The sequence below is a fragment of the Psychrobacter sp. UBA2514 genome, from assembly GCF_002341255.1.
Taxonomy (GTDB): domain Bacteria; phylum Pseudomonadota; class Gammaproteobacteria; order Pseudomonadales; family Moraxellaceae; genus Psychrobacter; species Psychrobacter pacificensis.
On sequence record NZ_DDNS01000027.1, the window covers coordinates 2,220 to 16,133 of the forward strand.

The window sequence follows — 13,914 nt, forward strand, 5'->3', positions numbered from 1 at the left end:
GCATCTAATTACCGTCTAAGTGCTTCTCATTAGTACGGTAGAGGTAGAGGTAGCCGTTGGCACTCATATATTCAGCTCGGCATTGACTGACCACAATAGCGTTTATTTTTTGTTATACATACACTGATGAGCATGATTACGGCAGCGTCATCAATACCGACTCATGGTACACTAACACATATTTTTATCTCGGAAGCCTTATGTCATCTGATTACCACCCAAACCCTGCCATCAACCAAACCAATGTCTTAGGCACAGCGCTTGCCAGCTGTTGCTTCGACCCTATCACTGGCTATTATCGCAATGGCTTTTGTCATACGGGCAACCATGATGTTGGTCAACATACCGTCTGTGCCAAGATGACCAGCGAGTTTTTAAACTTCTCAGCCAGTCGTGGCAATGACCTTATCACCCCGCTACCTGAATATAACTTTGCCGGTCTCAAGCCTGGTGATTACTGGTGTATCTGCGCCCTGCGTTGGGTCGAAGCACTAGATTTTGACATTGCCCCGCAGATAAAACTAGAAGCTTGCCACGAGAGCCTATTGGCATTGGTAGATATCGACACGCTAAAAAGCTATGCATTGTAAAAGGTTGTTCATAGATAGTGCGATCAAATGATAATGGCTTTGCTTAAGACAAGTTTTGATTCTTGCAGCTGTTTATTATATGACAGGAGGGTGTGTGGAAAACGACAACAACCAATTAATCAAAAAAACGGCTCACATTGCACCTGACTCTAATATGAGCCACATTTATGCCAATATGAATGACAGGCATCTCTACCTAGATGACGATGACAGCTATATCTACGGCGATGCTGAAGCCACGACTCAGGATACCATCGAGACCATGACGGTCTACGATCCTGACTCTGAGCGTTATGAAGATATTGATTCATCAAGTAAAGATGAGGTGGTTAATTGCTATGCGTATTCGCGAAAAACAGGCGAAAATCTAGATAAAGTGGCACTTACCGATGTGAGCCGTGCGCTGAGTAATAACGGTCAGTTTATTTGGCTCGGTCTTTACGACCCAAGCCTAGAAACCATGGTAAAAGTCAAAGACGCTTTTGATCTGCATGAGTTGGCGGTTGAAGATGCGTTTGCCGATCACCAGCGAGCCAAGGTAGAGAACTACGACAATGATATGGTCTTTGTCGTGATACGTACCGCCAAGCTTGAAGACAATGTCATTCGTTATGGTACGACTGCGATATTTATGGGCAAAAACTACCTGATTACGATTCGTAATGGTCCGTCAAACTCCTATGCGCCTGTACGCGAGCACTGTCATCGTCGCCCAGAAAAGCTACGCATGGGGCCGATATTTGTACTCCATGCCATACTCGATTTTATCGTTGATAACTATATGCCGATCACCGATCGATTGGGACGATATTTGCGTGAGCAAGAGCGTTATGTCTTCACCTATGAATTTGATAAAGGCACATTAAAAAATCTGTACCAGCTCAAATCACAGCTGGTACATATGCGTGCCATTATCTTACCTGTGCAAGATATCTGTAGCTTTTTTATCAATCATAAAAAGAGCGAGATAGTCTCAGGGTTTTCTCAAGCAGCCAAGCCATATTTCCGTGATGTCAATGATCACCTTTTGCACTCATTGGATGCCATTAACGGTCTAAATGAGATGCTAAGTGTGGTCATGAACACTTATATGGCCATGGTCAATATGGGACAGAACGAAGTCGTTCGTAAACTTGCCGCCTGGGCGGGTATCCTTGCCGTCCCAACCGCTATCGCTGGTATTTACGGTATGAACTTTGATTTTATGCCCGAGCTGCATTGGAAACACGCTTACTTCATTATTATGATAATCATCATCGCTCTTTGTAGCTTCTTGTATTACAACTTTAAGCGACTCAAATGGCTGTGATAACTCATTCATACACAAAAAAAGGGCTACCAGTGGTAGCCCTTTTTTATGCTGATCGTCAATCATTATTCGCGGCGGTGCTTGGTATGGCTGTCTGGATCTTGCGCATTATCAGGCAGTATAGCCTTGACCGTTAAATTTGCATACTGCTTATCAAGATTGTCTTCTGGGCGACCAAATGTTTTTGCCGTCCAAGTGAGTATGACAATAGCCCCACTCAATAGCATGATTGCCACAGAAATGGTGGCCAGCAACCATAGATGAAAATAATCTGACACTGCCTGCACATCAACCACTAGATGTCGTGATAAAGCCGTTATGGCAATAAATATCAAAAACTGTACGGGCAGACGATGGGTTTTAAAGTAAATCCCTATCATAGCCAGCAGCTCAAGATAAATGAATAGCATCAAAATATCTTTTAAATCCGCTGAGCCTTTTTGGACAATATAAATAAACTCTTTACCTGCCGTCCAGACCACCACCACGCTGATTAAAAATAAGATAACGTAATGACAGACATCGACAAACTCTCTACCAATACCTTGTAGTCGCTCATGAATACCTACGTCTTTTTTAGCCATTTTTAGGTCCTATCAACTAAGAGGTGGTTGATTTGGCCTGGGGCTACTTTGCCTCAAGCCCGTTATTTATTGGCGATCAGCACTCACATGACTATCTTTTTAGTTAATACCCAAACCTGCTGATTTTTCAGCCGCATCGACTGTCTGGCGAATAAGCGTGTTGATGGTCATTGGGCCAACACCACCTGGCACTGGTGTATACGCGCTAGCAATGTTTTCCATGCCTTGCATTTCGATATCGCCAACACCGCCGTTATCCGTTGGATGAAAACCAGCATCAACGACTACCGCGCCTTTTTTGATCCAAGCGGCTTTGATCAGCTCAGGCACACCCACAGCACCAACAACAATATCGGCACGCTTGATATGCGCCGCCAAATCTTGCGTTCTTGAATGACAGATAGTCACCGTACAGTTCGCATTCAATAGCATCATCGCCATTGGTTTACCCAAAATAGCACTACGCCCTACGACCACAGCCTCCAAACCCGCAAGCTCGATATTATGATGCTCTAATAGATGCATGATGCCTTGCGGTGTGCATGAGCCGTAAGCGGATTGCTGCATCGCCATACGACCAAAACCAAGACAAGTCACACCATCGACGTCTTTTGCCAAATCGATTTGCTCAAAGCAAGCACGTTCGTCAATATGCTCAGGGACAGGATGCTGTAGCAAAATACCGTGTACGTCTGGATTGCTGTTTAGCTCATTTATCTTTGCCATGAGCTGCTCAGTGGTCGTGGCGCTTGGCATCTCAACACGTATAGAGTCCATGCCAACACGCTTGCAAGCGTTGCCTTTCATACGGACATAAGTGGCAGAGGCTGGATCGTCACCAACCAATATCGTCGCTAAGCTTGGGGTGCGTCCCGTTTTATCTTTGATCGCATCCACGCGCGTGCGTAGATCCTGTTCTATTTGTTTGGCAAGTGCTTTGCCGTCCAAAACGGTGGCGGACTCGTGGGCAATAGACATAGTAACTCCAATAGAGGATACGATATAAAAAAATAAAGACAGCGCGTGCAAGTACTTTGCATGCCTGTCTTTTGCTTCGTCAACCTTTGACTGATAATAATATTGTACCTGTGTACGCTGCAAAATCCTAGCGTGTATTGGGATACAATAAAAAAGTGGCCTACTATCATTTAGTAGACCATTTGACTCTCATGTATTCACGTTATTTATTAGCCGCTATAGGCCTGGGCTAATAAGTCTGAAACTCTAGCCCAACGCCTGCTCCAATATCACTTGACTGAGTATCAGAGTCTACGCCCCATAAGCGAGATGTCACTAAAGTTTTTGGATTCAACTGATGCGCCCATGATATGTCAATAGCGGTCAGTTTATCTTTCATTGGAAAGGCTTGGTTATCAGACTTTCCAGTGCGACGATCCAACTCTCCTGACTGATTAACCTTAGCATATTGCAGTTTTGTATTGACAAAGTTTCGACTATCTAGCCATAGCTTGCCACCTACTGATATGCTCTCTGCATCGCCGCCCAAAGAATGCCCGAGTGGATAGCCTTGCTGGTAGTAACCATCGGTATATGTACTATGATCATAGGATACGCCTCGGACTTTACCACTAGTACGTGTGTCTGCATATTCTGTATACAATTGATATGGCATACCATAAGCTTCCGAAGCGTAGTCAGCACCGGCAAGGTACATGTTCTTCGCTGGTAGCCCGCCCGCCTCATCTTCGCCCACATATTGTGCGTATACTGTGGCTGGGATATTTACCAAAGGCGCAAGATTCATACGCGCATCAAAACCACCTAATTGATTAGCAGGGTCTTCACCAATCGTCGCACCATTGTCACCATTATCTTTAGTGCCTAAAATAGCATCACCAAAGGAGCTAAAACTCTCTGGACGACCTTCCCCGCCCCACATAAAGGTTCGAGACGCACCAACTTCTAGCCATGGTAAAGGACTGGCCGTCAGACGAGCACCAAATAGCTTAGCATCTGGTACGGCATCATAATCTTCAAGCTGACCTGCAAATAATTGATACTGCCATGGACCAACCCATGAAAGATAGGGCGAGGTTGGTGCATTTTGCTCATCACGTTGCATGGTGATACCTGCAACAGGGCGACTGGCATCGCCACGAATCAAACTGCCGTCAGTACCAGGACCCCACCATGTCGGGATCTGACCGGCAATCAACCATTGATTGGCAGCAGAGCCAGCAATATATGAGCCTTCAAAACTCAAGTCGTTACTGTCTTCGAGCAAACTGTCGTTTTTTAGATTGGCTTGAAGTTTCATTTCCCAATTTTCTTCACTCAAACTGAGCGCTGCTGAAACCTCTTGCCCTGCTAAATGGTCATCAGCAAAAGTTTGCGGCAACTGCTGACGATCGGTCTGTACATAAGCGTCTACTTCAGCCTTCACCAAGGAGTTGGGGTTTTTAGCAAGTGTGGCACGGACTGACTGTAGTACTTTTTGCTGCGCGTCAGTACTCACCTGAGCCGTGGTGATTGCTTTTGTAATTTCATTAGCAGTTAAAGGCCATGTACTGGTACTAATGTGAGTGACGCCTTGCGCATTTAACCATTCTAGCTCTGACTTGAGCTTCATATCATTCATATACAAATTCTGTGCTGAGGCCAGCATGGATATCATACCCAGCCCTACTAACACACTCAGCTGCTTGTACTTTCTTTGTTTAGACATAATTATCTACTCTTTATAAAGTGTACTTATCCAGAATAGATAAGTTTTAATGAATCATTATTTATTTAGCATCCGCATCGATACGGGCAAGAACTTTGTCTAAAGCCTGAACAGTTTGCGTAATCTCTGCCTCTGTCAAGGTCGGATGCACCAAAAACATCAAACTGGTTTCACCCAATTGTTTGGCTATTGGCAGCCTGATTTCTGGACGCAGACCTGTATCATCAAAGGCTTTTTCTAAATACACTTCCGACGCCGAGCCTGAAAAGCACGGCACGCCTTGCTCATTAATCGCTGCAATAATAGCATCTCGTGTCCAGCCTTCAGGGAGATTGTCAGGCTTTACATAAACATACAGCTTATAGTAAGCGTGTTTGGCATCAGCAAAGTCGGCGCTGTTTTCTAGACGAGGTACAGACATATAGCCTTTGTCTTCCCAACGCGCACAGGCATCCAAAATTGCTTGGGCATTTTGTGTACGTTTCTCAGTCCAATCGCTCATGCGCGTCAGCTGAATACGCCCGATTGCCGATTGCATCTCAGGCATACGCCAGTTGGTACCGAAGCTTTCATGCAGCCAGCGGTAACCAGGTGGGTGCTCTTTTTCATAGACAGCGGCGTAGCTTTTGCCGTGGTCTTTGTACGCCCACATTTTGCGCCACAAGTTTTCATCATTGGTGGTGACCATACCGCCTTCACCGCCAGTGGTCATGATCTTGTCTTGGCAAAAGCTCCATGCGCCTACGTGACCGATACTGCCGACACTGCGTCCTTTGTAGGTTGCGCCATGTGCCTGCGCGCAGTCTTCGATGACGTATAAATTATGCGCGTCTGCCAATGTCATGATACCATCCATGTCGCACGGCCAGCCAGCCAAATGCACGCAAATGACGGCTTTGGTCTTATCGGTCAATACGGCTTTGATGGTCTCAGGCGAGATATTGCCAGTCTCGGCATCCACATCTGCAAATACAGGCGTCGCGCCTGCATTGACCACACAAGAGATACTGGCGATAAAAGTGCGCGGTGTGACAATCACTTCATCACCTGCGCCGATATCCAGCGCTTTTAATGCCACATCCAATGCTAAGGTGCCATTAGCAACGGCTACTGCGTATTGGCTGTCTGCCCACGCTGCAAATTCTTTTTCAAACTCGCGCCCTTCTTGACCTGTCCAGTAGTTGACTTTATTAGACAACAAAACAGCACTGACCTTATCCGCCTCTTCTTGAGTAAAGCTCGGCCATGGTGAGAAAGGAGTGTTTAGCATAAGGTTCTCAATTTTTTATAATAAGTCATAAGATTTATAGTGTGCTAGTTTTAGCAAATTATTTACTCAAAGGTCGTGCTGGATTACCTACTACTACGGCTCCGGCGGGTACGTCTTTAGTCACCACAGCACCCATGCCGACTATAGCGCCTTTACCAATGATCAAGGGTTTATCAGGTGTGCCTTGTTTGATGACTGCCCCCGTGCCGATATAGGCATGGTCATGGATATGAATGTTGCCGTTACAGCTGACACGTGGAGCAAAGGTCACATAGTCGCCAATGATGCAGTCGTGAGCAATATAGCTATAAATATTAGCGTGAAACTGTTTGCCGATTTTAATATTAGAAGTCAGTTGGGTAAAATGACACAGTACTGAACCCTCTCCTATGTCGACTGCATCTAATACAATGCTATTAGATGCTTTTGTAGACAAAACAGTGATATTGTCTTTGCTACATTTAGCTACTAAGATTTCTCGAATCCTACTATCTGCAATAGCCAAAACTACAGCTTTATCTTGAAACTCTAAGCTTAAAAACTCTTCATAATTATAAACCGTATAACCATTAAGCTCTTTGTATTCTGATCCATCATCTATAAAGCAGAATTTTGCTTCTGGATACTGTTCACGCGCTAAGGGCAACAGTTCTTTACCAAACCCACTAGCGCCATATATACCGATTAACTGCTGCATTTTGACTTCCTTATTATTATTAACTATATATTCCCTGTAAACTTACTCATCGTCGCTTCACCCTCTGCACTAATGCCGTCTTTGATAATCACTTTTTTTACGGTTTTAAGCAATATCTTGATGTCTAACCATAATGATTGGTTATCGACATACCACGTATCAAGCGCAAATTTTTCATCCCAGCCAATCGCATTACGTCCGTTAACCTGCGCATAACCTGTGATGCCAGGACGCACATCATGGCGGCGATTTTGCTCATCATTGTATAGCGGCAGATATTCCATCAATAATGGACGCGGCCCTACCAAGCTCATATCGCCTTTAATGACATTCCAAAGCTCAGGCAGCTCATCCAAGCTGCTGTCACGCAGACGCTTACCATAATCTGTTAGGCGCTCGCTATCTGGTAAAGGATTACCCTCACTATCTATGGCATCTTTCATGGTGCGAAATTTGACCATCTCAAATGGTTTACCATGCAAACCTGGACGTACTTGACGAAACAATACAGGCGAGCCTAAGTTTTTCTTTACTTTATACGCAGTCACCGCATAAACAGGGGCTAATACCATAAGCGCACTAGACGCTGCTGCAATATCAAACAGTCGTTTTATCAAATCATTCACCAAATAATGTAAAAGTTAACTTTTTAGTTAAGCTACCATACTCGTATGAGTTAACAGCTTCCGCATGACCATTTCTACCCATCTCAATACGTTGCTCAGGTGTCATATTGTACATTTCAAGTATTGCTTTTACTATTTGCTGTGCATTTTCTGGCTCTATTTGTATGCCTGCTTGTGCATCTGCCACTGGCGTATAAAGCCCTGAATCAATAGCATATATGATAGGCTTACCCGAATACAAATAGTCAAACAATTTATTAGGAGATACGCCAAATCTAAACAAAGGATCCTTTGTTAAACCTATGTAGCACACGTCAAATGTCTGCAATACGCTTTGCACTTGAGGTTTCGGAATAGCATCTACAAAATATATATTTGTTAGACCCAGCTTATTAACTTGGCTTTGTAATTCAGCTTTTAATTTTCCTTGCCCAACCAATGCAAAGGCAATATCAGGATATTGCGTTAATTGGCTGGCAGCACTAATCAATGAGTCTAGTGCATTAGCGACACCAAAAGTACCTGCATAGCCAATCACAAACTTGTCTTTGGGTAGTTGTTCAATGGTACGTGCATCTAACGGTTCAGCACTCTCAACCTCTTCTTTTAAAAAACCATTCGGAATCCAGGTAAACTTATGAGTATTCATACCAAGCGATTGCATATGCTCATAAGAGTTCTTTAAATTCGAAATGACAAAATCAGCGTTCTTATATGCGCGTTTTTCAATAGCCTGTAGTAACACAATAAAAGGATGCTTGACTGAATAACCTCCAAGCTCACACAATGTCAAAGGCCAAATATCTCGTACTTCAAAAGCGAGAGGCACATTTAGTTTCTTTGCTAATTTCTCTGCGCCTAAATAGCCAACTAAAGAGGGAGATGAATAAAGAATCACATCAGGCTTTGTTAAAACATCTTGTAATTTAGGCAGTTTCCAAGCGAAAGTAAACCAGTTCGCTATTCTTTTTTTGCTGTGGGCTTCAGGGTATTGAGCAACCTTTACCCACACGAAACTAAAGTTCTCTTGTACTTCTTCTATTTTAAAATCATCTGCGACGTATATAGGCTCTTTTAGAAAATGCGTGTAACTCGCCCCTATTAAATGAACGTTATAACCAAGACGTGCTAATGATTTAGCAAAATAATAATGACGTCCACCCTGCGCAGTCTCTGGCGTTGAGGTGTATTGATTGATAATCCAAATGGATTTACTCTTACTCATTATTGACTAAGCCTTTTCTAATATATTAACAATATTTTGAGAGGCATGTCCGCCGCCATACAAACTTAATGGATCTTCAATAGTTTTACCTAACATAGCTTCAGTACATTGAATAATCTTTTGCGTATCAGCACCAGCCAACACATTGACGCCCTGTTCTACCAACTCAACCCATTCTGTCTGGTCACGCATCGTCACACATGGCTTTTTAAAGAAAAATGCTTCTTTTTGCACGCCACCGCTATCTGAAACTACGGCATCACAGTGCTTAAGCAACCAAATCATCTCAAGATAACCTACCGGCTCTAATACCAACATTTTGAGCTCTAGACCAAGCGACTTGACTACTTTTTGGGTACGAGGGTGCAATGGGAGGATGACAGGTCGTATATTTTCATGAATATAATTCAAAGCATCTATGATAGATTTTAGGCGGGTTGTATCATCTGTATTCTCGGCGCGATGCAGAGTGGCTACTATAAATCCTTCATTAGGCACATCCACCAATGATGATCCTTTAACGGCACGCTCAGAGAAGAATAAAGACGAATCTTGCATGACATCGCCTACGTTTAGCACCTGAACAGGCTTTTTATCAAAACCTTCATTTTTCAGGTTACTTACCGCCGTATCTGTTGGGCAAAATAATATATCACTGACCTGATCTGTCAAAATACGATTGATCTCTTCTGGCATTTGCATATTGAAACTACGCAATCCAGCTTCGATATGAGCGACAGGAATATGTAATTTTGCAGCCGCCAAGGCACCCGCTAACGTTGAGTTGGTATCACCATAAACCATCAATCTGTCTGGCTGCTCCGCCAGACAAATTTCTTCAATCTGCTCTAACATGCGCCCTGTCATAGAGCCATGACTACCACTATTAATATCGAGCTGATAATGAGGTTTAGGTATGCCCAATTGATCGAAAAAGATGTTCGACATATTGGCATCAAAATGCTGACCGGTATGGATAATCTTTTCATCTAATATCGAGCTATTCTGAATCGCCTTAGATACCACACTGGCTTTGATAAACTGGGGACGTGCACCGATTACTGTTAGAATTTTCATAATTTAGTTCCTAATAACTCGTCATATAGCTTGAATAATTTTTTCTCTTCGATAGCCCAGTTATATTTTTCATTAACTGCTTTGATGCCATTTTTGCCCATCGCTTCCGCTAAGTCTTTATTTGATACTAATTTATCAATTGCTTGTGCAATTGCTGTTGGATTTTCTGGATCTACGCAAATACCACAATCATTACCTTCTATGATATTGACCCAAAGAGGATAGTTAGACCCAATAACTGGTATACCAGCACTCATATACTCAAACATTTTATTTGGTTGAGCATCTATATGGTTTGGAACAGGCAAGAAAGTAACTAAGCCTGCGATTGATCTTTCCAAAATTCTTTTAACTTGTTCTCTATCTAACTGTCCTAGCTCATCGACATATTGCCAACCAGAGCTAGCTTGAGCCAAACTGTATGTTTGCTGATCAGAAAAACGACCCACTAAATTTAATTTTGTTTTCGTTTTGGTTAAACTTAACGCCTCGACCGCCTCCTGAATCCCTCTTATTTTAGAAATCCCTCCAACATAGGCAATCTCTTCAACTATATTTGCCCAATCCTTATTAATTGACTGTAACTCACCCAGCAAAGGATAGTTATTAATGTCTACTACTTTTTTAGTATGCTTTGCAAACTTATCTCGGATACTAGGTGTAGCTGTCACTACGGCATCAAGCTTGGAGCAGACATAATTCTCATAATATTTTATCGAGATAGATATGAGTTTTGCAACGTGTGTATTTAGATAATGCTTTGATAAGACTTGCTTAGGAAAGTCTTCGTGAGCATCAAAAACTACAACTTTTCCCACACGCCTAAGTTTTAATGCTATTGGTAACAGTTCAGGATCATGCAGATGATATAAATCAGCATCTAATTCAATTGCTTTTTTGAATAATGCTTTAGGGGCATTTAACATTCTGTTTTTTCTACCCTTAAATTTACCAACATCAATAATCGATACATCATCTTTGACCTCATTACCAAGACCATCAGCTACAACCAGCGCAGTTTGGTATTTCCTTGCAAGTGAAGAGCATTGCTTAAGAAATATTCGAATATCGTATCTTGGATGAACTGAGGTTAAATGAACAATTCTCATTTTTAATTACCTTTGTGAGGATGTACTAAATTTTAACACGCCACTGTAGAGGTACAATATTATAATTGCTATCAACAATCCATGTGTAAGCATCGTTGTAGGTAAATCTGAGCTACTAAATAACGTAAGAAATGGTAGCAATAGAATAGCATTAAACATTAATGGATTGATTCGATTAGATACCCTGGCCAACATAATATTAATAACAATAAGGATAAACGTATAAAGCGCCATACCTATATATCGAGCCTGCATAAATCCAGACGCTATAAAACCAGTATTAGCATTTAGATTAGGTAAGTTTAGATAAGCACCAACGATTCTAGTGATTGGTTCATTGCCATAGGGATAAATAGAAAAAGAAGACAGAAGCCCATTCGACCAGTAAATAGGATCATATAAATCACTAAACATATCAAAATAAATATCGTTTAAATAAACTGGAACGAAAAAAGCTCTTCTAAATAATATGGAGCCAAGGAATAACTCTCCATCCCAAAGATACCACCCGACCCCCATAGCCGAAATCGCTATTAAACCTGACAAGCATAAGATAGAAAAACGTTCAAAATATCTATCTTCAGACCCTGACTTAAAAGCCAAACTCAGAAAAACACAAAGAATAACTGGCAATAGAATTGATTTATGACCTGTAAAAGCAAATAGAAGCAAACAAAACATCATACTTGATGAAATAACAATCCTACTCTTACGAATAAAACCTACAGCAATTAAGAAGGGAACAAATATCTTTGGAGTCCAGTTATTTAAGTAACCAAAGATTCCAGAGTAACTCGCAGTATTATCTGCTCTAAACTCATATACATCCTCAAAAGATAATACATACTGCCCCCTAGTTGAATATATTAAATATAGTAGGTTGACCGATGATATTATTGCTATGATCGTTATTATTATGTTTCGTTTCTTTTGGCTAAGACCATTCTCGTAAGAATACTTTTTCTTCCGAGCCGGTATAAAAATTAATATGAGAGTGAATACTATTGTAGTTGCCCAAAATGATTGTTCACTGCTTCCTGATAAGGCATAATAGCTACTATTGGGCACAACTGTAATTGAGTATATCAAGAAATATATATAGATTAACGCGCTTCTTTTTTTTAAAAAGACAATTAAAAAAACTAAGACGATTACAAACCATGATATGAATAGCTTTGTAAGGTTAAATTCGTAGTTAAATCCGCTATATTCAAATAGAGGATAGACAAATTTTATATACCCATAATCTAGCAACAACCTAAAGCTAATAACTAGCATTATAATTTTGAAAAAAGATTTGGCTTGCAGTTTTTTTGACATAAATTTCTTGTGTTAATTAATATAGTTAAGAATGTAAAATCAAAAACTAAATGTTATACAAATAACCACTTAATTATCTCAGAGATAATTAAAGCAATACTCACTACAGTTACCATTAAGAAAATCTGTTTTTTACTAAAAAAAATCTTATGAACACTTCTCAAATGTAAAGATTTTTTCAGTACAAACAAATAAATCAAATAAAACAAAAAACCGCTGACTGCATAAGCCTCTGAAATATATATTTCAGTAACCTTAAAGACTAACCACACGATCGCAACTTTGAAGGCTAAGCCTATAAACTGCAATATTACTGCCAGACGTTGGTTATTACTAACATGTAAAGCCATGGATACTGGCGATACAACAAACTGTATAATAAACCAAGGTGTCATCCAAGCAACCAATACTCCAGCACGCTCCCATTCAGAACCAAATACTAACGGGAACACAACGGGTGCTAATATACCTATGAATAATAACGGAGCGCTTCCAATTAATGCTAACTTACGCATCGTGTCGTACGTAAATTCTGCAAGTTTACCTTCGAATTTAGCTTCATTAGCATGGGCATAGTATACTTGAGAAACTGAAGCTCCTATTAAAACCATGGGTATAACCATGATTTTGGAAGCTAGAAGCAAATATCCTGCTTCTTTCGGTGCCGCTACAGCAGCTATGATTAAAATGGGTAAATGCACGCCAGCTGTATTGAATAAAGCCTCACCAACTGAATATTTGGGGTACTGGATGTACTCTTTGAAAGTTGTCTTTAGCTGAGCATAATTTACTTTTCTTAGACGACTCTTTCTTCTTATTAAACTAAATACTCCTGCACTACTATATAACAACTGGCCCATTAGCAAACCAATAGAGGTATAGCCTAACCAACCTAGCAGCAACTGGGCTACACCAGATGACGTCGATTGTTGAATTTTGGTCTGAGCTATAGATTTAAAGTCTTTTATTCTAGTAGACCAAAATTTAAAAGCAGAGTATAGACTTGCAGCTAACACCCCTAGAGGTAATATCCAAGTTATTTGTGAGAAATATCCATTACCTATTATTTGCTTTATATATGAAGGAAACAATAAAAGTACACTCGCTAATATCAGCGAAAAAGTAATACTACTAAATATTGAAATTATCAGTAGGCTTTCTGCGATCTTATCATTTTTAGGTAAAGGAATAGCCACTTCATACCTTAAACAAGCTATTACTGAAAAAATTCCTAATAAGCCGCTGTACACAGCTAGTTTAGAAAAGTCTTCTGGGCTGTAAAGACGTGTCACAAATGGCAGTATTAGAATAGTAATAACATGGGCGAAAGCTGTTCCACCTGCTAATAGTGATACTGATTTTAAAAAGCCCCCTTGAGCATCAAGCCTACTGTTAATTTTTTCAAGAAAGCTTTTCATCAT

The 13,914-nt window shown here is 41.0% G+C and carries 13 protein-coding genes; 2 read left to right on the forward strand and 11 right to left on the reverse strand.

The genetic code is table 11. The features are described 5' to 3' along the window. Positions 1 to 200: 200 nt before the first annotated feature. Both B3V51_RS08450 and corA read left to right on the forward strand, forming a co-directional pair. Positions 201 to 590: a DUF2237 family protein gene (locus B3V51_RS08450; RefSeq protein WP_058024362.1), complete on the forward strand. Its 390-nt coding sequence runs from the start codon at positions 201 to 203 to the stop codon at positions 588 to 590. A gap of 154 nt (positions 591 to 744) precedes the next feature. Further along, complete coding sequence (gene corA, locus B3V51_RS08455) at positions 745 to 1,899, forward strand: magnesium/cobalt transporter CorA (RefSeq protein WP_379542909.1); 1,155 nt, start codon at positions 745 to 747, stop codon at positions 1,897 to 1,899. Positions 1,900 to 1,964: 65 nt separating this feature from the next. Here the strand turns inward: corA and B3V51_RS08460 are convergent, their stop codons facing one another. The 11 genes from B3V51_RS08460 to B3V51_RS08510 form a co-directional block, all read right to left on the reverse strand. Continuing rightward, positions 1,965 to 2,483, reverse strand: a complete 519-nt coding sequence (locus tag B3V51_RS08460) for a phosphate-starvation-inducible protein PsiE (protein ID WP_277077607.1) — start codon at positions 2,481 to 2,483, stop codon at positions 1,965 to 1,967. Positions 2,484 to 2,582: 99 nt separating this feature from the next. Then, on the reverse strand, positions 2,583 to 3,461 hold the full coding sequence (gene folD, locus B3V51_RS08465; RefSeq protein WP_286708241.1) for a bifunctional methylenetetrahydrofolate dehydrogenase/methenyltetrahydrofolate cyclohydrolase FolD: 879 nt from the start codon (positions 3,459 to 3,461) through the stop codon (positions 2,583 to 2,585). A 229-nt stretch (positions 3,462 to 3,690) separates the two neighbouring features. Beyond that, a complete protein-coding gene (locus B3V51_RS08470; RefSeq protein WP_284719168.1) occupies positions 3,691 to 5,169 on the reverse strand; it encodes a capsule assembly Wzi family protein in 1,479 nt (492 codons plus the stop codon). A gap of 61 nt (positions 5,170 to 5,230) precedes the next feature. Next, positions 5,231 to 6,439, reverse strand: a complete 1,209-nt coding sequence (locus tag B3V51_RS08475) for a DegT/DnrJ/EryC1/StrS family aminotransferase (protein ID WP_286708242.1) — start codon at positions 6,437 to 6,439, stop codon at positions 5,231 to 5,233. Positions 6,440 to 6,497: 58 nt separating this feature from the next. Then, complete coding sequence (locus B3V51_RS08480; RefSeq protein WP_286708243.1) at positions 6,498 to 7,136, reverse strand: acetyltransferase; 639 nt, start codon at positions 7,134 to 7,136, stop codon at positions 6,498 to 6,500. 23 nt (positions 7,137 to 7,159) lie between these two features. Beyond that, the gene (locus B3V51_RS08485) at positions 7,160 to 7,753 is read right to left on the reverse strand and encodes a sugar transferase (RefSeq protein ID WP_286708244.1); all 594 of its coding nucleotides are present in this window, start codon (positions 7,751 to 7,753) and stop codon (positions 7,160 to 7,162) included. 1 nt (position 7,754) lies between these two features. Then, positions 7,755 to 8,987, reverse strand: coding sequence for a glycosyltransferase family 4 protein (locus B3V51_RS08490; protein ID WP_286708245.1), 1,233 nt, complete (start codon positions 8,985 to 8,987; stop codon positions 7,755 to 7,757). Positions 8,988 to 8,993: 6 nt separating this feature from the next. After that, positions 8,994 to 10,064, reverse strand: coding sequence for a non-hydrolyzing UDP-N-acetylglucosamine 2-epimerase (gene wecB / locus B3V51_RS08495; protein ID WP_212563766.1), 1,071 nt, complete (start codon positions 10,062 to 10,064; stop codon positions 8,994 to 8,996). Further along, on the reverse strand, positions 10,061 to 11,173 hold the full coding sequence (locus tag B3V51_RS08500) for a glycosyltransferase family 4 protein (RefSeq protein ID WP_286708246.1): 1,113 nt from the start codon (positions 11,171 to 11,173) through the stop codon (positions 10,061 to 10,063). Before B3V51_RS08500 ends, wecB begins: the two co-directional genes overlap by 4 nt. A gap of 6 nt (positions 11,174 to 11,179) precedes the next feature. After that, positions 11,180 to 12,493, reverse strand: a complete 1,314-nt coding sequence (locus tag B3V51_RS08505; protein ID WP_286708247.1) for a hypothetical protein — start codon at positions 12,491 to 12,493, stop codon at positions 11,180 to 11,182. A 53-nt stretch (positions 12,494 to 12,546) separates the two neighbouring features. Beyond that, on the reverse strand, positions 12,547 to 13,914 hold the full coding sequence (locus tag B3V51_RS08510; RefSeq protein ID WP_286708248.1) for a lipopolysaccharide biosynthesis protein: 1,368 nt from the start codon (positions 13,912 to 13,914) through the stop codon (positions 12,547 to 12,549).

Coding starts and splice junctions, on each gene's coding strand:
- B3V51_RS08450 (WP_058024362.1), top strand. CDS start 201: ATGTCATCTGATTACCACCCAAACCCTGCCATCAACCAAACCAATGTC.
- corA (WP_379542909.1), top strand. CDS start 745: ATGAGCCACATTTATGCCAATATGAATGACAGGCATCTCTACCTAGAT.
- B3V51_RS08460 (WP_277077607.1), bottom strand. CDS start 2,483: ATGGCTAAAAAAGACGTAGGTATTCATGAGCGACTACAAGGTATTGGT.
- folD (WP_286708241.1), bottom strand. CDS start 3,461: ATGTCTATTGCCCACGAGTCCGCCACCGTTTTGGACGGCAAAGCACTT.
- B3V51_RS08470 (WP_284719168.1), bottom strand. CDS start 5,169: ATGTCTAAACAAAGAAAGTACAAGCAGCTGAGTGTGTTAGTAGGGCTG.
- B3V51_RS08475 (WP_286708242.1), bottom strand. CDS start 6,439: ATGCTAAACACTCCTTTCTCACCATGGCCGAGCTTTACTCAAGAAGAG.
- B3V51_RS08480 (WP_286708243.1), bottom strand. CDS start 7,136: ATGCAGCAGTTAATCGGTATATATGGCGCTAGTGGGTTTGGTAAAGAA.
- B3V51_RS08490 (WP_286708245.1), bottom strand. CDS start 8,987: ATGAGTAAGAGTAAATCCATTTGGATTATCAATCAATACACCTCAACG.
- wecB (WP_212563766.1), bottom strand. CDS start 10,064: ATGAAAATTCTAACAGTAATCGGTGCACGTCCCCAGTTTATCAAAGCC.
- B3V51_RS08500 (WP_286708246.1), bottom strand. CDS start 11,173: ATGAGAATTGTTCATTTAACCTCAGTTCATCCAAGATACGATATTCGA.
- B3V51_RS08505 (WP_286708247.1), bottom strand. CDS start 12,493: ATGTCAAAAAAACTGCAAGCCAAATCTTTTTTCAAAATTATAATGCTA.
- B3V51_RS08510 (WP_286708248.1), bottom strand. CDS start 13,914: ATGATGAAAAGCTTTCTTGAAAAAATTAACAGTAGGCTTGATGCTCAA.